Genomic DNA, 24229 nt, shown 5'->3' on the forward strand with positions numbered 1-24229 from the left:
ATTGTCGCCTCTAAATTTTTAAAAACTTCCGTTTTTTCACTTGGATTGGAATCGAAAGAAAGAGAAAAAGTATCAAAATGTTTCGTAGCCATCTTTTTCTAGTACTGATTCTCTTTTTTCTCTCAAGCGCAAGTTATGCGGAAAAACTTTCCATTTTTGGAACGATACAAAATGGAACCACTGGTGGACCAGGCAAAGCTGATTCCATTCGAATGCTGGCTTTACAAGGAGCTATGGTTCCTTTGGCAGACATTGGTCCACAGTCTGGTAAATTTCGTTTTCCGGAAACGGATTTACCGGAAGGAGCACCCATACTTTTACAAATCCAATACCAAGGCGTAAATTATAATAAAATGATTCCGCCAACAACCAAGTTTCGTACATCTCCGCAAGATGTTTTGGTTTATGACACAGGGGCAAATCGGAATCAACTTGCAGTGAAAAGCTTAATGCAAGTTATGCGAGAGAAAAAAGGTCTCCGTGTTTTTAAATTATTTTTGATCGATAATTCAAGTAAACCTCCGAAATCTTATGATTCAAAGTCATCTCCTTTGGAATACTCTGTAGCAACGGGAGCGACAGAAATTTTGGCTCAAATCCAGCAACCAGGAAGTAAGATGGCCATCCCTTTGGGAATCCCAGAAGGGCCAAATGGAGGAAGGTTACTAGACCGTGCCATTCTTCCGGGTGTTTCGGAAATGCAAATTTCTTATTTTATTCCAAACAACCAAGAAACTTTCAGCGAACGTATGTTAATTGAGTCAGAGAATGGAAAATTTCCTATCTTTGTTAAACCACAAGATATGGAAATTAAAACGGGAGAAAAAACTCCTGTCACCAAACTAGACAAAGATGTTCCACCAGGGCTTAGTGCTTATGTTTTGAGTTCTTTGGACTTTGGAACCACTGTTGAGTTTACTTTCTCTGGTGGAAAACCACTTCCCACAATTTCTAACAATTCAAATCCCGAAATCTGGAATGGTTCGATCCTTACCAGTTGGGACCTATCCCTTTTTGCAGTGATTGGGTTTCTTGGATTTTTATTTACGCTCTCATTTATTTTTGTCTATCGAAAACAAAGAGAAAGGAAAAACAATCCATGAACCAAAAACAAACAAAACGAGAAACAACCTATCTGCGATTTTTTGGCCTCGCCGAACTTGCAGATCATGGCGCCAGAGGAATTTTAGCATTTTGGGTCATCCTAGGAATGGCCTTCTTTTTGTTTGGCGACCAGAACCTAATTGCTCCCAATATGAAAAATATCGGTGCTTCTTTGGGGATCACAGATCCAAATGAAGTTGATTGGAAGTTAGGTGGTATCATTCCCGTTTTGTTTTTTATTTTGGGTGGGGTTGTGTCCTTGTCTATGGGATACCTCTCACAAACTTTCTCTCGAAAGAACTTACTCCTCGCCACTGTCCTTCTTGGTGAAATTCCATGTTTTTTGACGGCGTATGTAGAGACTTATGATCAGTTTTTGATTCTTAGAACACTTTGTGGCTTTGGTCTGGGTGGAATTTTTCCACTCCTCTTTAGTTTGATCGGAGATTATTTTTCAAGCCAATCGAGAGCCATAGCAACGGGTTACGTGTCTTTGGCGATGGGACTTGGGGTAGGGGTTGGGCAACTTCTCGGTGGAATTTTAGGTGGTGCAGATCCCATCAACGGATGGCGTGCTTCCTTTATTTATATGTCTGCTCCTTCTTTTCTATTCGCTGCAGTTTATTTATTCTTTTGTAAGGAACCAAAACGTGGTGGTGCGGAAGGAATTGTTGGTGATGAGTTATCACATAAAATCAGTTTAAAAGATTTTAAATTACTTTTTGAAAGTAAAACCAACTTAGGAGCCTTTTTACAAGGCCTACCAGGTTGTATTCCTTGGGGAGTGTTCTTTGTTTATTTAGCAGATTATTACGAACACACATACCATCTTTCCAAAGAAATTTCAGCAGGTATGATTACTTTTGCAGCCGTAGGAATTTTTATTGGTACCTTTTTTGGTGGAGTGCTTGGACAAATTTTGTATAATATCAAAAAAACATACCAACCATTACTTTGTATTGGAACCACTTTCTTTGGAGTATTTCCTGCGATATTACTTCTTTATTCATTCGATATCGTTCCTTATATGGGTCTTTTCATTGCATTGAATATTTTTACAGGTATTATGATTTCGATCACAGGACCTAACGTACGTGCGGTGTTACTCAATGTGAACGAACCAAAATCTCGAAGTGCTATTTTCTCAATTTACAACTTAACTGATGATTTAGGGAAAGGACTTGGTCCTGTGATGTCAGCAGTGATTTTAGGATTAACTCCTGACCGCGGGCTTGCATTGTCCATTTCGATTCTTTTTTGGATTCCTTGTGCATTGGCATGGTTACTAATTTTATTTAATTATGAAAAAGATGAAGATAGAATGGTCCAGTTGATGAAACAAAATGTTTCAAATGCGTAAATTTTTATCATTTTTAGTTTAGATGAATATCAAACACAACTTACTCGATATTGAAGGGACAACAGCACCAATTGCTTTTGTCCATCAGATCCTTTTTCCTTATGCTAAAAAACATATAACACGTTTTCTAAAGGACTTCCAATTTTCGGAAGTCCGGTGGAAGGAAATCCAATCGGAATTTGAAAAAGATAGGAATCTCCGAGAGGAAGGTTTTTTATCTCGTTTTTGCAAACCAAATTCTCTGACAAAAATGGAACCGATTGTTTTTTCCTCAGATCTTATTCCTTCTTACTTCGAATATTTAATTGAGAAGGATCGGAAGTTTGGTCCATTGAAAGAAATCCAAGGTAAAATTTGGAAAGAGGGATATGAATCAGGAGAAATCAAAAGTACGGTTTATCCAGATGTACCTGAATTCTTAAAAAAAGCCCAAGAGTCAGGAATCCAAAATCATGTTTATTCATCGGGATCTGTGGAAGCACAAATTTTGATTTATCAATATTCGGAGTTAGGTGATCTTCGAAACTATTTTGTATCTTATTTTGATACAGCTGTTGGTGGAAAAAGAGAAAAAACAAGTTACGAAAATATCGCTCGTGAACTAAAGGCTTCTCCCAACCAAATTCGTTTTTTTACTGATATTGTAGAAGAAGCAGAAGCAGCGCATGCGATCGGAATGGATGTGGTGATTTTAAATCGGCCAGGAAATATACCGCAAAAACCACATTCCTTTCCTATCTGGGACCATCTTTAAGTCAAAAACCAAATACTAATGGAATAAATTCCAATAAGAACCGGAAAGGCCACCTTCCAAAACGGGTGAGCCGTTCTCAAATTCATAAATACAAAACAAATTAATAGAAACTTGATCGCACTCATTAGAATCAAATTCCAAGTGGTTGGTAACAGGGAACCCATTCCATAAAAAGAATAATAAACAATACCCAAAAGAATAACGTAAGTAAGTAGAATTGATTTCATCAACAAACTCCTAAAGAATTAAATACAAAGCCGGATATAATAATAACCAAATCAAATCACACATATGCCAAAATACGGCTCCGGCTTCTAAATTTTCGAATGAAATTGTTTTTCGGCTAATATAGATTATAAATAGAATGATGACCCCGACTACCACATGTAGATAATGAAATCCAGTGAGTAACCAATAATAACTAAAAAACTGGCTTGATTCGAGACCAAATCCGAGTAACCACTTTTCACGAAACTCATAGAATTTAAGAAAAAGAAAGGCAAATCCAAAAAAGATAGAAACAAATAACAAAAGTGTAAAAAACTTAAAATTGTTCCTTTCTCTGTAATACACTGCGGTTGCGATACAAAACCCGCTGGTGAGTAAAAATACAGTATTCCAGAAAGCAAAAGATTTGTTTAAATGTGACTGCATATAAGTAAAAGCAGTGAGATCCTTTGACTTATCATATACAAGAGAGCCGATTCCTAAACAGAATGTCAAAACTTCAACAAGGACAATCATCCAAATTAAAATTCCACCAGGTGGATACCATAACGATTGGTTTGTTTTTATGTTGTTTTCGTGCATCAAAATCTCCTTTTTTAAATTGTATTTGTAAATAATTGAATATTCAATTTCTTTAATTTTATGTATTCTATTCTAGCTTTAAGAGTATCTTAGGGTTTTCCCTTGGAAGTGAACAATTTGTACCTGCCGATTGTATTTGAACATAGTTCCTGATTGCTTCAATTGATTTCAGGTTTCAATTAACCGCTGTTCTTATATACATTCATTATGTTATTAGAAAAATTCAAATTCGTACTTGATATAAATCAATGCGGAAACTAAAATCTGCACCTACAATTCAAAAAATTGAAATTAGGAGGCAAGGATGCTATCTAAATCGCAAGCCAGGGCGTTCTTTTTGGGAGGCACCTTTTTGTTCAGTGCTATCTTTGTGTTTCTCACTGTGGATACCTTGCGACAAAACGATTCCCGAACCAATGTACAAAACATGACATCGGATGTTTTGAAGGGGAAGGAAATTTGGGAAAAAAACAATTGTATGGGTTGCCATACTTTGTTAGGTGAAGGTGCTTATTACGCTCCTGATTTGACAAAGGTTGTCGAAAGAAGAGGGGCCACTTGGATCGATGTGTTTTTAGACGATCCACAAGCAATGTTTCCTGGAGAACGTAAGATGGTGAAATACAACTTCACTAAGGAAGAAAAGGGGCAAGTCATTGCCTTTCTTGATTGGGTAGGTAAAATTGATGCCAATGGATGGCCTCCAAAACCAAATATTCCCATCGATTCCATTGCCACGCCGCAAGTCCCTCAGACAAAATCGAATGCAGTTGCTATGCCTCAACCCGAAAAGTTTTCTCAACTTTGTGTCGCTTGTCACGCTGTAGGTGGGAAGGGTGGAAACGTTGGACCTGCACTTGATCATGTAGGTTCTAAGTTCGATTCTGATTATCTCAATCGTTGGTTATCAGATCCACAAGCCATCAAACCGGGAACAAATATGCCGAAGTTACCGTTAACTGATCCAGAAAGAAAAGACATCGTTACTTATCTTTCGGCGTTGAAATAAGGAGAAACAATGAGATTCCAATCACAAAAGGTCGCATATTGGTTCTTTGCAACTTGTATGTTACTCTTATCTTTACAAATCGTTTATGGCTTTATTATGGGTTTTGCTCGTATTGGCTTTGATGGATTACATGATTATATTCCATTTAATACCGCTCGTGCCACACATACAAATTTGCTCGTAGTATGGTTGTTAACTGGCTTTATGGGAGCTGCTTACTATATCATTCCAGAAGAATCTGATAGAGAGTTGTACAGTGTTAAACTTGCTTACATCCAACTTCTTTCTTGGGTTGTTGTTGGAGTGATTGCCATCATTGGATTTCACTTCAATTGGTGGGAAGGTCGTAAGTTCTTAGAAATTCCAAGGCCACTTGATTACTTGGTTGTTGTGAATGTTTTAACATTTTTGTTCAACATCGCCATGACCATCTGGGAGGCTAAAAAAAGAAGCACAACGCAACTTGTTCTTTTCTTTGGTCTGTTATGTGCGGCTCTGCTTTATTTGCCAGGAATGATCTACTTCGACAACCAAACACTCGATTCCTACTTTCGTTGGTGGGTAGTGCATCTTTGGGTGGAAGGAGTTTGGGAACTCATTATGGGTGGTATCCTTGCTTTTTTACTCATCAAACTTACCGGAGTGGACAGGGAAGTCATTGAAAAATGGCTCTACGTGGTTGTCGGTTTAACATTCCTTTCGGGAATTCTTGGGACTGGACACCACTACTACTGGATCGGAACTCCTAAATACTGGCTTATGGTTGGTGGAATTTTTTCTGCTTTGGAACCACTTGCTTTTCTTGGAATGGCGATTTGGGCCCTCAATATGTATCGTAAAAAAGGAAAAAACCATCCTAACAAAATTGCTCTCTATTGGACTTTGGGGAGTGCAATGATGTCTTTTATCGGTGCGGGATTCCTTGGTTTTGCTCATACATGGCCTGCCGTCAACCAATGGACTCACGGAACACTCATCACTGCAATGCATGGACACCTTGCCTTCTGGGGAGCCTACGCTATGTTAGTGTTAGCCGTAATATCCTACGCAATGCCAAATCTGACAGGAAGAAAATTGTTTACAGGAATGTCTGGATATCTAGCATTTTGGGCTTCGAACATAGGAATGTTGGGAATGACTGGAGCTCTCGCTGTTGCCGGAATCACACAAGTGTATCTTGAGCGTAAATTGGGTATGGATTTTCTTGTGGTTCAGAAAGAAATTGTTTTCCATTTTATTGGAATGTTACTTGCTGCCACATTATTTACAGTTGGGATCACTTACTTTATCGTGGATTTCATTCGACATGGCCTTCCGTCAGACGAAGCTGTTGGGAAAAACGTCGGTGATCTCGATTAATTTATGTTAACGAAGAAAGCACCCTATTACGAACCAATCGGTAAGGAAATAGAAATCTTTCAAATGGCGGCAGAGAATTCTCTGCCGCTTTTATTGAAAGGTCCTACTGGATCTGGTAAGTCACGATTTTTAGAGTATATGGCTCATACGTTAGGCCGAAGACTCATCACCATTCTTTGTAACGACGAAACATCTTCTGTTGATTTAGTGGGAAGATTTTTAGTGAAAGGGGCAGATACCATTTGGGTGGATGGGCCTTTGACAACAGGAGTCAAAGAAGGAGCCATTGTCTATTTAGATGAGGTTGCAGAGGCAAGACCAGACACTCTTGTAACCATTCACTCCTTAACAGACCATCGTCGTACTTTATTTTTAGAAAGGAAAAATGAAGAGATCCAAGCGCATCCTGACTTTTTACTTGTAGCTTCCTATAATCCAGGATACCAAAGAGGATTTAAAGAATTAAAACCTTCCACCAAACAACGGTTTCTTGGAATGGACTTTCCTTATCCGAAAGCTTCTGTAGAAGAAAAAATCATCGTGGGAGAAACTGGAATTAGTGATTCTATATCGAAAAAACTAGTCCAATTTGCAGGTTTGGTTAGAAACAAATCGGAGTTAGGTTTGGCAGAAACGGTATCGACAAGATTACTTGTTTCTTGTGCTAAGTTGATGGCAAAAGGTCTGCCAGCGCGTTTGGCAGGAAGAACTGCAATTATTTTGCCACTCTCGGACGATTCGGATACTGTCGCAGCTTTACAAGATAGTTTTGATCTAATTTTTTAGGACAATTCATTGGAATGGGACCAATTTGTATTCTACCAAGGCCATAAACTTTGGAAAAAAATTCGTAATAAGCTAACTCCACCAAATCCGTATTATGCGTATCAAATGGGTTTGGAGGAAATTCGAATCCTTCGTTATTTGCAAACCTTAAAAAAAGAACCTACCACTTTGATTCTTGGTGGTGAAACAATTTCTCTTGGCCAAAATTATTTAAAATTTCCTGAAGAAGTATATTGGTTCTTATCTGAAACCAGTTCTAAAAAATTTGTTCGTATCTACTTAGCGTATCTTTCTTTTCTTTCGAATGATAAAGAAGTAAAAAAAAGAAAGAAAGAGAATCATCAAAAAATAAATGAGGAAATATCGCTAACAGAAGAAAATTTTTTCTATCAGTTTCGAAGGTTCTTAAAAGTATTTCCTGGTATTCAAACTGATTGGAAAGAAATTAAAAAGGAAAGAATTGAGATTCGAAAAAAAGATCCAATCCAATACAAAAAAATCACTTCACTTTTAATTCAATCGTCTTCCTCTGTTTCCGATCTGAAACATGAGTTTCCAATAGGAAAAGATTTTATATCACAAACTGATAAACAAAAAATTAAGTCGAAAGAATCAAAACAAAAATTGGATCCGAGTGATGCCGAAGTTTTGGAAGTGGATGAGAAAAAAATCGAGGAATATACATTAGGTCATAATTTTGAAAAAATAGAAACGGTCGAAGAGTTTGATGGGCAGTGGCGTGATATAGATGGGGAAGAAGATATGGAGGAAGAAGAAGCCTTACAAGAGCTAAACTTAAAACATATCATTCGCACAGAAGACCCCGTGCATACCACTCGAAGAAGTGAATCTGGGGCCGGAACGACACTTGAAATCTTAGATGAAACTTACCTGGGAAACCGTTTTTCCTATCCTGAATGGGATTATAAATTAAAAAACTATAAACCAAATTATTGTAATGTCATTGAAGAATTTCCAAATGAAAAAGACGTTTCCTACACAAAACATGTATTAGAAAAACAAAATTCTACTTTGATTCATCTTAAAAAGAAAATGATGGCACTTCTAAACCAAACAAGAATCAAAAAACGATTGGTTTCGGGAGAAGATATTGATTTGGATGCACTTGTGGATCGTTATGCGGATATCAAGGCTAAGATTAGCCCATCGGAATCTATTTATATGAATCCCATTCGGGATGTATCTGATTTGGCTTTGTATTTTTTAGTTGATTTGAGTTTATCCACTGATTCTTGGATCCAAGAAAAACGTGTATTAGATGTAGAAAGAGAAAGTTTACTTCTGTTTTCTGAATGTTTAGAGGATTTAAAAATTCCATTTGGAATTGCTGGTTTTTATTCTAGGACTCGCAATTTTAATCAATTGATTCATTTGAAACAACTTTCCGAACCTTGGCTAAGTGCACGCGATCGTTTAGGTCCTCTTTCTCCCATTGGGTACACTCGAGTAGGTCCTTCTCTTCGTCATGTTAATTCTATTCTAAAGGATACTTCTTATAAACAGAAGTGGATCATCCTCATCACAGACGCACGGCCTAATGATTATGATCAATATGAAGGAAAATATGGCATTGAGGATGTCAATAAAGCAGTCGGTGAATGTTTGTTAAATGGAGTTCAGGTCTACACATTAGCAATCGGAACTGAAGAAAAGCCAACGATTCCTGCGATGATGAGAAATGCCAGCTACCAAATGTTATTCCACCCGGAAAGGCTCCTCGATTCTCTCCAAGAGTTTTTTCGAAGAGCCATAAAAGTATAACCAAAACCTTTAAGATGGTTTTCCGTCTGGTCTTGGACAAAACAGTATTTTTGTGTATTGGATGATAAACAATACAAAAGAAAAAATCCAAGCGATACCGGAAAGGTGGTAAGCCAAATTGTATTTTCCAATGAGAGGGAGAAATACTCTAACAACTACTGCAAAATTTAGGATGAGATATGCAAATACGGTGAGTGGAGATGCCACAATACTTCTTCCTGTATGGCCTAAACTCACACGTGTGATCATTCCATAGATAAAAACTCCTATCCCACCAACTGTCAAACTGTGGACTGCGGAAGAAACAGGAAAGTATCCCAAAGAAACAAGGCTATACAATAAAAATCCTAAACAAACCCAGAAGTAACCAGTATACAAAATCCAAAGGATGGGTTTTTTATAGGATTTCCAAGGTTTCCATGAAAGGTAACGGATCAGATTGGTAACAAACAAAGAAAAACTTACTAAAAAAGTGAAGAAAAGTATCGCACTACCATAATTGATTTTCGTAATATCAATGTTAAATGATTCAAAATTTACTAAATAACCTTGTGCCATTTGAGAAACATAAAATACAAATGGCAAGTATAAGATAATCGTTTCTAATTTAGGCATTCTTTTGAACGAATATCCAGGAATGACTACTCCGGAGAAAAAGGGGACTACGCGTCCTCCAATGATGAAGATTAGGAATAGGATCACAAAAATACTTAAATGAATGTATAATAAAGTTTTTTCTGAATCCAGCACCGATCTTGCCGAAAACCCTGCTAACAAATGAAATACGGTGAATAGTCCATAATGATATAAAATAGGACGGTTGTGTTTCTGGGTTGGAACGATTAATTTGGGATAGAGCAAAAGAATGACCATCAAATCGGAACTGATGTCTAAACCGAATGATAAATAGGATACAAAACCCAGAGGATACATCGAAAATCTACCTAAAGTCCAAAAAAGAAGGAAGTAAAATAGGTTTTTTCCTTTTAAGATGCTAGAGTTTGTCCAATTTTGAACTGCAGTAAAAAGGAATCCAAGGACAATTGCTTTGGAAAATCCAAAGACCATTTCATAAGAATGCCAATGAATGGAGTTAATTTGAATCGGATTGTTTATCGTATTTGAAAGTATTAATAACCAAAGTGCGATCACTACAATACCATAAACCGAACCGAACCAAAAAAAAGGTCGGAAGGCAGTATTCCATAAACTCCACTGAAAAAAAGAAATCTTCATGATTCGATCCTAATGGAAATTAGAATCATTTCATTGATTCAAATCAAGAACTAAGCCAAAATTTTAAGTAAACCTTCTTTGTCCAAAATGGAAATTTCGCCTTTTTGGTTATCGATAAGGCCTTGTTCTTTTAATTGTTTTAGAATTCTGGAAAATGTTTCTGGTCTTAAGTAGAGAAGAGATGCCATTTGTGTTTGTTTTAATGCCAGAGAATCTGGCGTTCCATAAAATAAAAAATGCGCCACCCTTTGCATTGCATCCATCGTTAGTCCACGATTGATTGCTAAATTTAATGTATCAATTTTATTCATCAATGAGTGCATTAGAATATGATTTAATTCGATATTCTTGTGAATGCGTGTTTGTACTTCCGAAAGCGGCATTCTCAAGATTGTGCTACTTTTCGTGAATCTGCCAGATGCAGGATAAGGAATACCTTGGATGACTGCCCACTCGGCAATGATACTGACTGGCCGAAAGAATGTTAAGGTTACTTCATTCATGTTTCCATCGTATTTGAATACTTGGAGATCACCTGAAACGAGTAGATCCATGTAAGCAACTGGATCACCACCATGAAATAAAAATTCGTCTTTTGAGAATGTGAGTTCCTGACAACCTTCAAAGGCTTTCCTTAATGAATCCGGATTTGGTTGTGTTAGATACTTTATTATCATGAAATGTATCTTCTACTTCTTCTTTTTAAAGTTTGGAATCTTTATTTCGGTTTCTTTTAAAAATTTCCAAAATCTTTTTAAAGTCACTTTCCAATCTTCTTTTTCTGTTTTGGTTGAAGCTGATGGAGTAGAGGTTTTTGATTCTTTGATTGGTTGTAGTTCTGAGATAGGAACAATCGCAGCAATACCTAAATCGATTTTTAAATATTTCTTTTTGATGATTTTGAAATCAATCTTAGCACCTAATAAACGAACAATCTCTAGAATAATGGCCCATTTGACTTTTACAGGAGTGAGGGTGTTATAGTTTTCTACTAGATCACTAAATAGTCTCTGAGAAACCTTCGGATTGCTATGAAACAATAAAAAGCGAAAGTGAACATTTCCTTTTAAATCCTGAGTGATGATTAAATCGTTATGATTAAATTCTTTAAAAGGAGGAAAATCAACCAATCTGACTACAACGGAATTGATTAAATCCAAACTGTTATGTATTTCTGTTTCCGGGTTTACCTTAATTGAATAGGTGATGTCATCTTCTGGAATCACTTCGTTGATAAAGGAAATAAAATTGACCTGTTCCTTAAAAGGAACTTCCTTTAAAACTTCCAAACGCGAAAGTTCAATAATATCATCCATTACATTATCTATAGAAGCTTGGACATCTATTACTTCTTTTACTAGATTTTTATCCTTGGCTTTCTGAGTAGATTCACGAAAAGAAATAAGTTTTTCTTTCATCGATTTCAGCGGACCTGAAATCATAGCATCCATATAATAAAATATCTTTTCTCGTAAAGAGTCTGCTTCTTTTAATCTTTCATATCTGTTCTGTAATTTGCGTTTCATCATTAAAAATTGAAATCGCAGAGCTAGCGTCATCAGAACAAGATAAACTAAAAAACTAGTTTCAAGTGAGGAAGGAGAATTTAGATAACCTCTCTCAATTAGAATTTCTTTTAGAATTGAATATAATAAATAAATGAGGGCAAGTAGGTGAATAGTTGATCCCCGTGCTTGATCGCGAAACTTTAAAAAAGTTACATAAATTGCATACCCAATAACAGCAAGTAAGTGAATATCCCAATATCCTATGAAGTTATACCAAAATACTGGATTATGGATTACTGCAAAAACAGCGATAAAGAAAAACTGCGCTAAGAGGTATAATCTTTGGTATTTAAAAGGTTTAAGTTCAAAGAAATCTTGAATGAATTTAATAAATCCATATGGAAGGATGAGAAGAAAAGAATACTCAATAAATTTTAAAATAGCAAACTGATTGATTAGGAAAAATCGAACTTCGTTTTTCGATAATTCATAACCAGAAAAAATGAGCGCTAAAATACTAAAACTAAGGTATTCTTTTTTGTCTCGAAGATTAAAGAAGTTAATAAAGAAAAATAATGCTATAAAAAGATAAAATCCAACAAAGATCAATTCCACTAGCGAATCATAAAGATTACCATTTAAGGCTTCCTCATAAGTTACGATTCGAATTGGGCCTGTGATGATACCGGCTGATGTTGAAAGAGAAGAATCAATTTTTACAATGAGAACATTTTCACCTTCTAACAATAAATCATGGGGAATCGGATAGATTCGTGGTCTGCCAAAAGCAAACTCATCTGGATCCTTCCCGAATGCAGAATTATTTTTACCAATAAGGACTCCATTAATAAATACTTCATCCGATTGATAAATCTTCCCAAGTTGTAAAGCTAAAGATTTTTGGTGTTGTTCTGTAGTGATTTCAAAGTTTTTTCTAACCCAAATGGAACCCCGGTAACTTTTGTTTATGTTACGGAAATTGCTTGGAACGGTTGTGATATCTAAATTGTTGGCGTTAAATTCACTGTTAAGAATATCTGGGTTTTCGTTAAAATAAATTCCCCAGTCATCACCGTCCAATCTTAATACAACTGTGTTTTCTTCAGTGGGACGTGCACAGTTCGAAACAAATAATAAGAAACTTAGAATTAGAATTCTATATAAAATTAAAGATTTCATTTTTTAGGTTTCTCCGGAATCCGAATTGTAAATTTGGCTCCCATTCCTTCGCTTGACTTTAGACTTACGGTTCCACCTAGAAATTTTGTTGTGGCTTCTACAAGAGTTAAACCAATCCCAGCGCCGGGGATTTCATTTTTTTTATCACGGTAACCGCGAACAAATTTTTGAAATATGGTTTCCATTTCTAATTGGCTAAGGCCCATCCCTTCATCCATAACGATTAGTTGATGGTAACCATCGCGATTAAAAAATTCAATACTAATGTCCGTTTTGTGATCTGTATATTGATATGCGTTTTCTACTAGATTTCTCAATATACAGAATAACAATTCCTTCGGAAAATATATTTCTAAATCATTGGGTTTTACTTCAATCGAAGTTGTTTTTCTGGATTGTTCTAAATGGTTCTCAACACTAGAGACACAGCTTCGAATTAACTCTGCGACTGAGAAAGTTTCATAAAAAGGAATGTATGTTTTTTCCTCTAATTTTCGTAGAAGCATTGCCTCTTCTACCATATAACTCATGTAAGAAATATGATCTTCTGCTTGTTTAATTGGATCTAGTTCTTGTTTTGGTCCAGTTTTGTTCTTTGTTTTCTTTTTTGCGGCTTGTTTTTGCGATACTTTTTTCGGTTCTTTTGTGGTAATTTTGCCATGACTTGCAGAGATATTTTCTATGGCTCTTTTAATTTTTTCCATTCCTGATTTGAATTCAGAAGATAAATTTATTAAAAAACCAGTTTTGACTCTTTCCATTTGGATGAGTTCTTTTTCTTGTTCGATAAAGTTCTCTAAACCTAAAACAATATCATTGGAAAGTTGGATGGATATCATTACTAAAAAGATTAAAAATCCTAAATACAAAGTTCCAGGCATCGAAATGATTTCTAATGCAGAGAGGCTATCGATCAGAATAGTAGGTAATATACAAGCAATTCCAATGAGGATGTATTTTACTTTTGCAATGTTTGCTTTTCCATTCTTTACAAATAAATAAATTACAAGACCCATTGCCACTGGCAATGCATAGTTGAAGAGTGCAATGACCAAAATCCATGTTTTTGGTGTTCTAAAAAAAAGCGTAATTACGAATAAGGCAAATAGGAATACTTCGTATACCAATAAAACTATGTTACGTTTCATTTTTAAATACTGGTGCATGAAGTTGATAAAAAATACAGGCAAACAAATGAGGACTAATAATTCTGCCACATAAGACCAAGTAAAACTTTCAAATAAAATGTCTCTATGTTGAGTTCGAATCAAAACATAAATCCCCATGAAAATGGAAAATAGGGCAAAGAAAAAGTTTTCGCCAGCTCGTCCGCGAACTATGGAACCTACTAAAAAGTAAATTCCCATAAATATAAATACATAACCGCAAACCATTGCAAATGCTTCTTTCGAAAAGACTGTTTCGCGTAACAGACGTTCTTTTGCAATTGTCGGAGCCTCTTTGAGTCCATTTAGGTTTGTTGCTGCATAGATCCGGATCGCCATAATGTTGAGACCCGGTTTGAGTAGATGTGTTGGTAGGGAATAAATTCTAATTTTTTGGAAGTCAACTTCTAGTTTAGGAAGTACAGTTCCTGTTTTATCGATCAGAGTACCGTTCAAATAAAACTCATCAATGTCTCGAATGCGACCAAGTTGGATAGCGATGGGTTCAACGGGTGTTGTATAATTCTCAGGTAAGTAAAAGGAACAACGATACCAGTGATATCCTGTTAGGTTTTCCGTTTTTGAAATACCATAATCGGGAACAGATCGTTTGACCCAAAAAGATTCCTCAACTGTTTCATCTCGCCAATCTAGGTTGTCTCCTTTGCGAAATAACCAGTCAGTTTTTAAAACTACTGGTCTTTCGAAGGAAGTGATCATGGTTCCACATGGTTCTGCCGCCAAACTAAAAATAGTTGGAAAAAGAACAAATGAGAACCCGAATACGAGTTGGTAGATACGGGTTTTCGAAATCATATCGGTTCGACGTTTCGAATTGCCTCTTCGATTTCTTTGAGCTGAGTAGAAATCCTTGCGTCGATCGCTACCACATCTGTTTCGATGATAACACCACCACGATCCACTCGAGAATCCTCGTAGATATTAACTTTGCGAAGAGATTCCATAAGTTTGATGAGTTCGTCTTTGTGTGCTGTTGTAAGTTCCAAGTCAGCAAAGTTAACACGAATATCAATCCTGTCGCGGTCTTTGATTCGTTTCATTGCTTCGCGGATATTGTTGAGTACGATTTCTTTACGTTCAATGATTTCGTCTTTGATTACTTTTCGTGCAATGACAAGAATCATTTCCACCATTTGTTTTTCTGACGCAGCAATCATTTCTTCACGAATATCAATCGCCTTACCAATGATAGTTCCTAGTCGGTCAATGAGTCGCCTAACTTCTCCTTGGCCTTTTTTGAATCCAACTTCTCGTCCAGCATCATAACCTTTTTGGTAAGCTTCGTGTTCGATCTCCGCCTGCTTCATTTCGGCTTCTTTGATCATACGTTCGACTTCCATCTTCGCACGATCTAAGATTTGTTCTGCCTTGGCACGACCGGAGTCTTCTTCTAATTTGATTTTTTCTTTGGAGTCCTGAACCATTTGGAAGGCTTTGGTTCTACCTTCTTCTTCAATGGCCTTGGCTTGTTTTTTTGCGTCCTCTAATAATTGGCGAACTTGTTCTTCGGTTTCTTGGCGATACCTTTGGAGTTCCGCTTCGATTTCTTCGATCGATGGACCTTGGTATTGTTCGATGATATTCCCTTCTTGGTCTATCTCGAAGTCTTCTTGTTCGTCGGTTTTATGAAATTTTTTGTACTTATCAGGAAGTTGAATTTCAACTTCTTCTTGTAAGTCGGCAATTTGGATGGGTTTAAAGACGAGTTTTGCCATATACTTACTTTAATCTCCAGAGTTTCACTTTGCCTTCATCCATCGCCTCACGCAATCTATCTAAGATTCCCTTTTGGGCTTCTTCGATTTCTGCTAAAGAGACAGGACCTAACGAATCCCATTCGATCTTTATTTCTTTCACAAGCCAAGATTCCAAATTGGAATATACTTGGTCGCGAAAATCCGTCTCAACTCCTTTCAAAGCACAGGCAATGACAAGAGGATGGATTTCAGAAAAGAACCGAGTGAGGCTCGTCCTTCCTAAATGAAGGAGGTCTTCCAAACGAAAGTAGTGTTCTACTATAGTTTCGGCATATTCTGGGCTTTTTTTCTGAATTCGTTCAATTAAATTTTGAGAAGGCAAAAAAGGAAGCCTGGTCAGAATTTCGCCGGCAGTTTTTGCCTTCCGACTGCGAATTTTCGAAACCGGCATTTTTTTCTCGATCAATTCCAATTTAAACCGCAGAAATCGCTCTAATTGATCCCTTTCTCTATCCGAATGGTAGTCAATTTCGGAAAGAGCCAAAATGACGTCCTCTCGATGGTTTTCAGGGTATTCGGCTAGAACCTCTGAGGCTGTCTCTGGGTCCGAAAAACTAAGAATTCTTGCGACGACCTCCGATGATTCGTCCATGGTCAAGTGACGGAGCATTTCCAGAGAATATTTGGGAAGTTCCGGCCAAAGGAGTGAGTTCGACTTGGATTCTTCTTCCTTTAGGATTTCTTGGATGAGCGAATACAATTCATTTGATTTTCGATCTTCGTCATTCGTATATTTCCCGTTCGATCCACCGAGATTTCGCGTATGATCTTCGTCATTCGCATAACCACCCTCGATCGATGATTTTCCGAACGAAGCCTCGTTTTTTCGTCCTTTTTTGGGAGGATATGCATTATTCGTATATTCGTCCAGTCCTGTTACCGAATTGGTAATACCGCCGTTGCCACCAACAGAAGGTTTCGGAATTCTAGAGTTTGCCTGGGATCCTTTTTTTTGGAGGAATTTTGTGAAGGATAGTAGGATGTCTTTTTCCTGCCCTTTGGTTGGCGAGGGATTGGATTCTACTTTCAAAAGGAGTGATTCAATTTCATCATCACTCAAATGTGCGAACACTTCATCCGGTAAATAGCGGCCAAGGATTTGGTAGGCAAGGGCGGCCTTGTTGGTTCCGGACGGAGTTTTCATTTAGGTGACATAATAACTGAATAGGACAGTCGTACAAACCAAAAAATATTATTTTTTTTAATTCGAAAACTTCCTTTCCAAATTCCTGTCCTCCAAGTCTCTGAAGGTTAGGGATGACCCGCCAGACAATAATCTATCTTTCCATTGCACTTTTGTCTACGACCTGTCGTATGGTGGCACCCTCACCGAAAATTCAATCGGGTGAATTGGATTTAAGAAATTTTTCATTTGAATCAGGAGCCGCCATGGCTCTTCACGGAGATTGGAAATTTTTTCCGGGACAATTTAATGTTCCTGAAGAAGGTGCGCCCTCCGCTATTTATCTTCCAGTTCCGGCTCTTTGGAATCAGGTTCCTTTACATTCAGGGATCAAGGATGGGAAGGGTTATGGTACCTATGTATTGGACATTCAACTTCCAAAAGAAAATCAAATTTATTCGGTTTATTTGCCTGAGGTTCGCACTTCATTTCGACTTCTGGCAGGTAACAGAAGTTTGGTCTCGGGGAATCCTGGCAAAACGAAAGAAACAACTATCCCAAGTGCACAAGGGCAAAGTTTTACAATTGTAGCAGAAGATCATCTTCAAATTCGTATTGAAGTTAGTAATTTTCATCACAAAGAAGGTGGACTCCCGAATGCACCTATCTTTGGTCTTGCTGAAAGTGTTCAGAATTATATCCTGGCGCAAAGTACGATCGACTTAGCTTTAACTGGCGCTATATTTATGTTCGGTTTGTATCATTTTATTTTGTTTTTCTATCGAAACAAACAAAGAGAAGCATTTTACTTTGGTTTTTTCTGCTTAGTATTTGCTGCAAGAATTCCGTTTATCGGTAGCAAAACAATCTATGCCGTATTCCCAAATATTCCTTGGGAGCTAGTGATTTATGTTGAGTATGCATCTGTATTTGTTTTGGGAATTTTGTTTTTATGGTTTGTTGATGGACTTTTCCCTCGATTTATAGATACGAAGCTGATTCTTTATTTCAGCGCTTATGTGCAGTTTATATTAGTTTATGGTTTAATCATTAAACCGGAAGTTTATACTCAGTTTGAAGTAGTTTTCCAACTATTGGGTGTTGTTTATGCTCTGTTTTTGGGAATTCGATTATACCAAATGATGGTTAGAGGGTTGCCCGATTCTGGAATTTTCTTTTTAGGATATTTAATACTTTTTATTGGGTTTGTTTATGATGTCTTTCTTGCTTATCGTGGGGAAGGAGAATCAACTTTATCTCAAATTGCTGTATTTTTGTTTTTTGGTGTTCAATCAACAATTGTTACACTTCGTACGGCAAGAAACTTCCATAAAAAAGTTTTATTAAAAGAAGAGTTTGAGACTATCAATGAACACTTTATTTTAACAAATCGACTTTATGCAAAATTTATTCCTCGCGACTTTTTGATCCATTTAGGTAAGGAAAGTATCGAGGAAGTTCGGTTAGGTGATAGTAGCGAAAGAGAAATGACGATTTTGTTCGCTGACATTTGGGAGTTTTGGGATATCATTTATTCTATTTCTCTTGAAAATCGAATGTTATTTACCAATTCTTATTTAGGAAGGATTGGACCTTGTGTTCGCAAAAACAACGGTTTCATCGATAAATACATTGGAAGTGCAATTATGGCACTATTTGATGGAGGGATTGGAAATTCCATCAAAGCAGCAGAAGACATCCAATGGGAATTAGAAAAATACAATGAACGTAGGAGAACATTTGGGTATTTACCACTGCATGCAGGAATCGGAATTCATTCTGGTGACACCATGCTAGGAATTTTGGGAGAAGAGGCAAGATTTGAGTCGACCGTTATTTCTGACACAGTCAATCTTGCCAGTCGCATCCAAGGGTTAACCAAAAAATACGGTGCACGGATTCTCGTTAGTTTAACATCGCTTATGTTGGCAGAAGATTTGGATACAATTCATTATCGAATTTTGGATTTTGTTCGGGTCAAAGGAAAACAAGAATCAGTAATGATTGCAGAAATTCTCATATCCGGCATCGATGATATCTCCAATAAAAAAATTAAAAATAAAGAAAGATTTGAAGCTGCAATTTTTGATTATGAACGGGCTGATTTTGTTTCGGCCCTAGAAGGATTTCGTGAGGTATTTGCAAACAATCCAGAAGATTTAGCAGCACAGATTTATATTGAAAGATGTGAGTATTATCAAGCAGCAGGTGTCAGTGAAGATTGGGAAGGGATTTCCGAATGGGAAAAATAAAAAAACACATCCAAATCTTTTTTGTATTTTTTATACCTGTTTTTTTACTCTCCTCTTGCCATTTTGGAACTTCACAGGAAGCGCTAAAAGGATATTTGGAACTTCCTCTTGAAGCAGTAAAAAACAATCAAAAACTTTCGACTGGTGGTGAGTGGGAATTCTATTGGGGAGAAGTTTTTGGAGAAAGTTTGTTTGAAAAAATCAAAGAAACTAACAAAACATATGTGAAAGTACCCTCTTCTTGGAATTCCTATAGACCAGAAGGGGAGGGCGGAGACGGTTTTGCAGTGTTTCGCCTAACGTTGAAAGTTCCCGATCCCAATATTCGATATTACTTACGAGTACAACCTGCGACAAGTTCTTATGAGTTATATGTCAATCGACAAAAAATTGCAAGTTCCGGAAAGGTGGGAACTGACGAGTTAAGTGCAGTTCCAAAATACCAAATTCAATATGTTTCATTCCAACCGGAAGGTTTCGAACAAGAAATACTTTATGTAGTGAGTAATTTTCATCATGCACGAGGTGGGTATAGAAAACCAATTGAAATTGGAACAAAGGAAGTCATTCAGAATCAGTCGCTTATTTATTCTGCAGGAGAAGTATTTGTTTTTGGTGCGATGTTAACAATGGCATTATACCAGCTAACAGTTTTTTTCTTTAGAAGAGAGGAAAAAAGTTCACTTTTTTTTGCATTGTTTTGTTTGTTTACTGGGCTTCGATTGGTTGTCCTTGATAACTATTATATCGTTTACGCAATTCCTGATTTTTCTTGGCATTGGATGCAGGTTCTGGATTACACTTCTGCTCCCCTTCTTGTATGTTTTTTCTTAGGTTATCTAAAGAGTTTGTTTCCCGGAAAATCTGAAGTGCCTAAGTGGATGTTGTATTCTTGTTGGAGTATCACTGCCTGTTTTGTTTCCTTCGTTGTGTTAACGGATGCAAAACTATTCACAAAGACCAATATCTTTTCTCAAGTATTAATCCTATTTTTTAGTGTTTGTTCTTTTTATGTGATTTTGAAGATTTATAAACAGAAAAAAAGAGATAGTAGTTTGGTGTTCTATGGATCCTTACTACTTATGATTGGGTCAACACATGATTTGATGGCAGGAAACTATTGGTTTCAGTCTCAACCATTGATGCCATTTTCATTGTTTGTTTTCTTTTTGTTTCAAAGCATTTTACTTGCTAGAAGAAATGCTCGCTTTTATTCTTCAATGGATACTTTGACAACGGAATTGATCGAGGTAAACAATCGCTTAGAAGCATCTAACGAAGTTTATGCGAAATTCGTTCCGTTACGACTCATTCAATTATTTTCAATGGTTTCCAGGTCAAGAGTCAAACGTGGGGATTTTATCGTAAAACAGATGTCAGTATTATCGTCTGACATTCGGAATTTTACTGCAATATCTGAAACTTTAAGTCCAGAAGAAACATTTTTATTTCTTAACGATTATTTGAGACAAGTAGGACCAACCATTCGATCCCATAACGGGTTTATCGAAAAATATGTTGGGGATGCCATTTTTGCTTTGTTTGAAAGAAAACCAGAAGATGCATTGTCTGCGGCAATCGAAATGCACAAAGCAGTTGCTAGGTGGAATAACGAAACAATTTCTCATCGTGTTACTGGAATTCAAATTGGAGTAGGGATACATTTTGGTGAATTGATGCTCGGTATCATTGGGGAAGAACAAAGAATAGAGTCTGCCGTATTATCTGACTCTATGGGTGTTGCCAATTCTTTGGAATCAATGACCAAAAAATATGGGGCAAAAATCATAATTAGTTTGGATGCACTTCTTGAATTGGAACATCCCGATTCCTATCCGCACAGATTATTGGATTTTCTTGAAATACCAGCCAAACAGAAGTTAATTGGTATTGCGCAAGTGTTGGTAGAAGGTGTGGAAGAATCTTTTGATTTGAAGTTAAAAACAAAAGATCAGTTTGAGGACAGTGTTAATTTGTTTTGGGATGGGGAATTTGAAAAAGCCGAGAAAGGATTTCGGGAAGTTTGTGCAATCGATCCTACAGACAAAGCGGCCAAATTATACTTAGAAAAAACAGAAATCTACGCACAAAACGGCCCACCTCCGGGGTTTGGAAAAGGATTTTTGGCATAAAAAAGACATAGATTCGCCCCGATTTCCGAAAAAGTTCTTGAACTTCCTCTCTAAATGAACGAGAGTCAGTAATACGGAGATTCCCATGACCCAAGCCACTCTCACACAAACCTCAAATTCTGGAAAGGCTGTGATCCAAACAAAAAGTTTTACTCCTTCTGACATTGATCGTATTTTCCAAGCACAAAAGAAAAAAGCATTGGAACTTCGTTTATCAAATTTCAAAACTCGGATTCTTAAATTAAAAAAACTAAAAAACGCAGTTCTAAAATACCAAAAAGAAATCCAAATCGCTCTCCATTCCGATTTTAAAAAATCTGCCGGGGAAGTGGACATCACGGAAATTCTGCCAACCATTGCCGAAATCAATGATGCCATTCGCCACGTAAAACATTGGATGCGCCCAAAAAACGTAATGACTCCACCAACTTTACTTGGTGCCACAAGTCGAATTGTTTACGAACCAAAAGGTGTTTGTCTTATCATTGCTCCTTGGAATTATCCATTCCACCTTGCGATAGCACCACTTGCAGCCGCGATCGCAGCGGGAAATACAATCATGTTGAAACCTTCTGAATTTACACCGCACACTGCTGATGTCATCAAAGCGATGTTAAGTGAAATTTTTGCAGAAGATGAAATTGCAGTTTTTGAAGGTGATGTTGCTGTGGCAACTGCTTTACTGGAAGTGCCTTTTGATCATATTTTTTTTACTGGTTCCACACCAGTTGGTAAAATCGTAATGGCAGCAGCTGCAAAACACTTAACCAGCGTAACACTTGAGTTAGGTGGTAAGTCACCTTCGATTGTAGCAGAAGATGCTGATTTAAAAGTTGCAGCAGAAAGGATTATGTGGGGAAAATTTTTAAACGCAGGACAAACTTGTGTGGCTCCTGATTACCTTTTGATTCCTGAATCGAAAGTGGAAGAATTTGTTAAAAATGCAAAAGAAACCACTGAAAGTTTCTTTAAATCTAAACCAGAAAATTTTACTGCAAGTCCCGACTTTTGCCGTATCGTGAATGCAAAAAACTTTGGAAGAGTATCATCTTATATGGATGATGCAGTCAAAAAAGGTGCAAAAATTGCCTATGGCGGAGAAGTTAGAAGTTCGGATAATTTTATTTCACCAACCATCCTAACAAATGTCTCTTTAGATGCTCGTATCATGGAAGATGAAATTTTTGGGCCACTTTTACCCATCATCACTTATAAAACTTTGGATGAAGCCATCCAAATCATCAATGAAAGACCAAAACCGCTTGCTTTGTATATTTTTACTAAAAAAAGAAGTACTTCCAAGTATGTTCTGAAAAGAACAAGTTCAGGTGGGGCAGTGATCAACGATGTGATCCTTCATCTTGTGAATTCTAATCTTCCATTTGGTGGTGTGAATCATTCTGGACATGGTAGTTACCATGGACTTTTTGGGTTTAAAACTTTTTCTCATGAAAGATCTGTTTTACAAACTCCTAAGGCATCCATTGCGAAACTGATGTATCCACCTTATTCTGGTTTTGTGAGATTAATGGTGAAGTTAACGACAAAATTTTTCGTTTAGCCTAATTTCACTTAATGAAGATACGCTCCTGGGATAAGTTCGGGAGTGTATCGATTGAATTCGCTACAAAATTGATCACTGTTTACAGCGAATGATCGATATACACGTTTTTTCGAAACTACTGATAAATATCAATTCCTCAAATGATTCTAAATCCGTGACACCTATTGTGTGAATATTTTTGTGGAACTATGCAGAAGGATTTTTCCGCGCATCTCGATTCCTTAAGAATCACTTGGTTAAGTGAACCTTTCCATCTTGGAATTCCTATCATTGATCTACAGCATGTGTGGTTGGTTCATATTATCTTAGAGTTAGAAGAAACCATTGTTGAATCTGAAAAAGATGGATCTGAAGTGGATGTTCACTCTTCGTTTCGAAAAGCCTTGGATTATGTTTCAGAACATTTTGCTTTAGAAGAAGATATTCTCGAACATTTTAACTATCCAGAATTTTCTGAACACGTCAATAGCCATCGAAAATTTGTAGAACGGTTAACTGAAAAATACTATGAAGCAAAAAATAGCCAAATGGCAGCTTTAGGTATTTTACAAATTTTGAAAAAATGGCTGTTTCAGCATATCTTGCATGATGATACCGATTACGCAGATTTTTTCAAAGCGAGTGCTGTAGATTTAAAATCCTATTGTAATGAAATTTTAAAATCAGGCAAATATCCAATTTCGAAAGAACAACTTTTAATTTATCAAAATATTGTGCAAGTAGATACAACTCATATCACACTTCATGAACAATCCATTGATATTATCCAAGAAATTCGAAATATCTGGAAAACATATAATCTTGCCACTGGAATTCCTATTATCGATTTACAACACATTTGGCTATTGAAGATGATTGTTGAATTAGACAATTCTTTGAAGTTAGGTGATGGTTCGAGTGAAACGTTTCAAAGAGTCATAACTTCCGCAATTGAATACACAAAAGATCACTTTGGTGTGGAAGATAAAATTATGAGATACTTTCGATATACGGATGTGGTCCAACATATGAATCAGCACAAACGTTTCATTGACTTTATCAAAACAAGAAACGATGAATTTAAGTTAGGACATCCTCGTGCTGGACTTCATTTGGTCCAAGACCTTAGAAATTGGCTTTTGTCTCATATTGCCCTTGAGGATAAAAAAATTGGGATCGCTTTTGAATCTCGGGTGCGAGAACTTTCCGAGTTTACAAAAAAACTGCACCAAACTGGGGAAATTAGCATCTCTAGGGAACAAAAAAACCTATATAAACTGGTGATGCAATCGGCCCCCGACCCTCTGGATTGATTTCTCCCGGAAATTGAATTGCCAGTCTGATTTTC

General features: G+C 36.8%; 19 protein-coding genes. 11 read left to right on the forward strand and 8 right to left on the reverse strand.

Features of this window, described 5'->3' with window-relative positions; all coding sequences use genetic code 11:
- Nucleotides 1-77: 77 nt before the first annotated feature.
- From CLV96_RS13475 to mtnC, 3 genes are read left to right on the forward strand one after another with little or no spacing between them, the layout of a single operon-like run.
- Nucleotides 78-1103, forward strand: coding sequence for a hypothetical protein (locus tag CLV96_RS13475; protein ID WP_004784176.1), 1026 nt, complete (start codon nucleotides 78-80; stop codon nucleotides 1101-1103).
- Nucleotides 1100-2464, forward strand: coding sequence for an MFS transporter (locus tag CLV96_RS13480; RefSeq protein WP_004787417.1), 1365 nt, complete (start codon nucleotides 1100-1102; stop codon nucleotides 2462-2464). Before CLV96_RS13475 ends, CLV96_RS13480 begins: the two co-directional genes overlap by 4 nt.
- A 22-nt stretch (nucleotides 2465-2486) precedes the next feature.
- On the forward strand, nucleotides 2487-3218 hold the full coding sequence (gene mtnC / locus CLV96_RS13485) for an acireductone synthase (RefSeq protein WP_004787550.1): 732 nt from the start codon (nucleotides 2487-2489) through the stop codon (nucleotides 3216-3218).
- Here the strand turns inward: mtnC and CLV96_RS13490 are convergent.
- Together CLV96_RS13490 and CLV96_RS13495 are read right to left on the reverse strand one after the other, a co-directional pair.
- Entirely contained in the window at nucleotides 3215-3445 is a 231-nt protein-coding gene (locus CLV96_RS13490; protein ID WP_004786559.1) for a hypothetical protein, read from the reverse strand. The genes mtnC and CLV96_RS13490 overlap by 4 nt on opposite strands.
- A 10-nt stretch (nucleotides 3446-3455) precedes the next feature.
- The gene (locus CLV96_RS13495; protein ID WP_004786566.1) at nucleotides 3456-4028 is read right to left on the reverse strand and encodes a cytochrome c oxidase subunit 3; all 573 of its coding nucleotides are present in this window, start codon (nucleotides 4026-4028) and stop codon (nucleotides 3456-3458) included.
- A 304-nt stretch (nucleotides 4029-4332) separates the two neighbouring features.
- Here CLV96_RS13495 and CLV96_RS13500 point away from each other — a divergent pair, with 304 nt between their 5' ends.
- Genes CLV96_RS13500 through CLV96_RS13515 form a run of 4 tightly spaced genes read left to right on the forward strand, consistent with a single transcriptional unit; the run spans nucleotide 4333 to nucleotide 8964 of the window.
- The gene (locus CLV96_RS13500) at nucleotides 4333-5037 is read left to right on the forward strand and encodes a c-type cytochrome (protein WP_004785339.1); all 705 of its coding nucleotides are present in this window, start codon (nucleotides 4333-4335) and stop codon (nucleotides 5035-5037) included.
- Between the two features lie 9 nt (nucleotides 5038-5046).
- Nucleotides 5047-6396 (forward strand): cbb3-type cytochrome c oxidase subunit I, encoded by a 1350-nt coding sequence (locus tag CLV96_RS13505; protein ID WP_004784090.1) that lies wholly within the window; start codon nucleotides 5047-5049, stop codon nucleotides 6394-6396.
- Between the two features lie 3 nt (nucleotides 6397-6399).
- The gene (locus tag CLV96_RS13510) at nucleotides 6400-7182 is read left to right on the forward strand and encodes a CbbQ/NirQ/NorQ/GpvN family protein (protein WP_004787436.1); all 783 of its coding nucleotides are present in this window, start codon (nucleotides 6400-6402) and stop codon (nucleotides 7180-7182) included.
- 9 nt (nucleotides 7183-7191) lie between these two features.
- Nucleotides 7192-8964 carry a nitric oxide reductase activation protein NorD gene (locus CLV96_RS13515; RefSeq protein WP_004786463.1) on the forward strand — a complete coding sequence of 591 codons (1773 nt, stop codon included), beginning with the start codon at nucleotides 7192-7194 and terminating at the stop codon, nucleotides 8962-8964.
- A 9-nt stretch (nucleotides 8965-8973) separates the two neighbouring features.
- On the opposite strand, the gene CLV96_RS13520 is transcribed toward CLV96_RS13515, so the two are convergent.
- From CLV96_RS13520 to CLV96_RS13545, 6 genes are read right to left on the reverse strand one after another with little or no spacing between them, the layout of a single operon-like run.
- Nucleotides 8974-10200 carry an NnrS family protein gene (locus tag CLV96_RS13520; protein ID WP_004786684.1) on the reverse strand — a complete coding sequence of 409 codons (1227 nt, stop codon included), beginning with the start codon at nucleotides 10198-10200 and terminating at the stop codon, nucleotides 8974-8976.
- 50 nt (nucleotides 10201-10250) lie between these two features.
- Nucleotides 10251-10877 (reverse strand): Crp/Fnr family transcriptional regulator, encoded by a 627-nt coding sequence (locus tag CLV96_RS13525; RefSeq protein WP_004785578.1) that lies wholly within the window; start codon nucleotides 10875-10877, stop codon nucleotides 10251-10253.
- A 12-nt stretch (nucleotides 10878-10889) separates the two neighbouring features.
- A complete protein-coding gene (locus CLV96_RS13530; protein ID WP_004785039.1) occupies nucleotides 10890-12887 on the reverse strand; it encodes a 7TM-DISM domain-containing protein in 1998 nt (665 codons plus the stop codon).
- A complete protein-coding gene (locus CLV96_RS13535) occupies nucleotides 12884-14869 on the reverse strand; it encodes a sensor histidine kinase (protein WP_004787561.1) in 1986 nt (661 codons plus the stop codon). The genes CLV96_RS13530 and CLV96_RS13535 overlap by 4 nt, the downstream gene beginning before the upstream one ends.
- On the reverse strand, nucleotides 14866-15789 hold the full coding sequence (gene fliH, locus CLV96_RS13540; RefSeq protein ID WP_134151983.1) for a flagellar assembly protein FliH: 924 nt from the start codon (nucleotides 15787-15789) through the stop codon (nucleotides 14866-14868). The genes CLV96_RS13535 and fliH overlap by 4 nt, the downstream gene beginning before the upstream one ends.
- A gap of 4 nt (nucleotides 15790-15793) precedes the next feature.
- Complete coding sequence (locus tag CLV96_RS13545; RefSeq protein WP_004786781.1) at nucleotides 15794-16975, reverse strand: FliG C-terminal domain-containing protein; 1182 nt, start codon at nucleotides 16973-16975, stop codon at nucleotides 15794-15796.
- A gap of 113 nt (nucleotides 16976-17088) precedes the next feature.
- Between CLV96_RS13545 and CLV96_RS13550 the strand changes: the two genes are divergently transcribed.
- The 4 genes from CLV96_RS13550 to CLV96_RS13565 all read left to right on the forward strand — a co-directional run bounded on the left by CLV96_RS13550 (nucleotide 17089) and on the right by CLV96_RS13565 (nucleotide 24194).
- Nucleotides 17089-19206, forward strand: coding sequence for an adenylate/guanylate cyclase domain-containing protein (locus tag CLV96_RS13550; RefSeq protein WP_004784291.1), 2118 nt, complete (start codon nucleotides 17089-17091; stop codon nucleotides 19204-19206).
- On the forward strand, nucleotides 19194-21338 hold the full coding sequence (locus tag CLV96_RS13555) for an adenylate/guanylate cyclase domain-containing protein (protein WP_004785296.1): 2145 nt from the start codon (nucleotides 19194-19196) through the stop codon (nucleotides 21336-21338). The genes CLV96_RS13550 and CLV96_RS13555 overlap by 13 nt, the downstream gene beginning before the upstream one ends.
- 85 nt (nucleotides 21339-21423) lie before the next feature.
- Nucleotides 21424-22899 (forward strand): aldehyde dehydrogenase family protein, encoded by a 1476-nt coding sequence (locus CLV96_RS13560; protein ID WP_004786661.1) that lies wholly within the window; start codon nucleotides 21424-21426, stop codon nucleotides 22897-22899.
- Between the two features lie 191 nt (nucleotides 22900-23090).
- The gene (locus tag CLV96_RS13565; protein WP_004784391.1) at nucleotides 23091-24194 is read left to right on the forward strand and encodes a bacteriohemerythrin; all 1104 of its coding nucleotides are present in this window, start codon (nucleotides 23091-23093) and stop codon (nucleotides 24192-24194) included.
- Nucleotides 24195-24229: the final 35 nt, after the last annotated feature.

The organism is Leptospira meyeri, from assembly GCF_004368965.1.
Classification (GTDB): Bacteria; Spirochaetota; Leptospiria; order Leptospirales; family Leptospiraceae; genus Leptospira_A; species Leptospira_A meyeri.

Coding starts and splice junctions, on each gene's coding strand:
- CLV96_RS13535 (WP_004787561.1), bottom strand. CDS start 14,869: ATGATTTCGAAAACCCGTATCTACCAACTCGTATTCGGGTTCTCATTT.
- CLV96_RS13505 (WP_004784090.1), top strand. CDS start 5,047: ATGAGATTCCAATCACAAAAGGTCGCATATTGGTTCTTTGCAACTTGT.
- CLV96_RS13520 (WP_004786684.1), bottom strand. CDS start 10,200: ATGAAGATTTCTTTTTTTCAGTGGAGTTTATGGAATACTGCCTTCCGA.
- CLV96_RS13530 (WP_004785039.1), bottom strand. CDS start 12,887: ATGAAATCTTTAATTTTATATAGAATTCTAATTCTAAGTTTCTTATTA.
- CLV96_RS13495 (WP_004786566.1), bottom strand. CDS start 4,028: ATGCACGAAAACAACATAAAAACAAACCAATCGTTATGGTATCCACCT.
- mtnC (WP_004787550.1), top strand. CDS start 2,487: ATGAATATCAAACACAACTTACTCGATATTGAAGGGACAACAGCACCA.
- CLV96_RS13555 (WP_004785296.1), top strand. CDS start 19,194: ATGGGAAAAATAAAAAAACACATCCAAATCTTTTTTGTATTTTTTATA.
- CLV96_RS13475 (WP_004784176.1), top strand. CDS start 78: ATGTTTCGTAGCCATCTTTTTCTAGTACTGATTCTCTTTTTTCTCTCA.
- CLV96_RS13480 (WP_004787417.1), top strand. CDS start 1,100: ATGAACCAAAAACAAACAAAACGAGAAACAACCTATCTGCGATTTTTT.
- CLV96_RS13510 (WP_004787436.1), top strand. CDS start 6,400: ATGTTAACGAAGAAAGCACCCTATTACGAACCAATCGGTAAGGAAATA.
- CLV96_RS13550 (WP_004784291.1), top strand. CDS start 17,089: ATGACCCGCCAGACAATAATCTATCTTTCCATTGCACTTTTGTCTACG.
- CLV96_RS13565 (WP_004784391.1), top strand. CDS start 23,091: ATGCAGAAGGATTTTTCCGCGCATCTCGATTCCTTAAGAATCACTTGG.
- fliH (WP_134151983.1), bottom strand. CDS start 15,789: ATGGCAAAACTCGTCTTTAAACCCATCCAAATTGCCGACTTACAAGAA.
- CLV96_RS13560 (WP_004786661.1), top strand. CDS start 21,424: ATGACCCAAGCCACTCTCACACAAACCTCAAATTCTGGAAAGGCTGTG.
- CLV96_RS13500 (WP_004785339.1), top strand. CDS start 4,333: ATGCTATCTAAATCGCAAGCCAGGGCGTTCTTTTTGGGAGGCACCTTT.
- CLV96_RS13490 (WP_004786559.1), bottom strand. CDS start 3,445: ATGAAATCAATTCTACTTACTTACGTTATTCTTTTGGGTATTGTTTAT.
- CLV96_RS13525 (WP_004785578.1), bottom strand. CDS start 10,877: ATGATAATAAAGTATCTAACACAACCAAATCCGGATTCATTAAGGAAA.
- CLV96_RS13545 (WP_004786781.1), bottom strand. CDS start 16,975: ATGAAAACTCCGTCCGGAACCAACAAGGCCGCCCTTGCCTACCAAATC.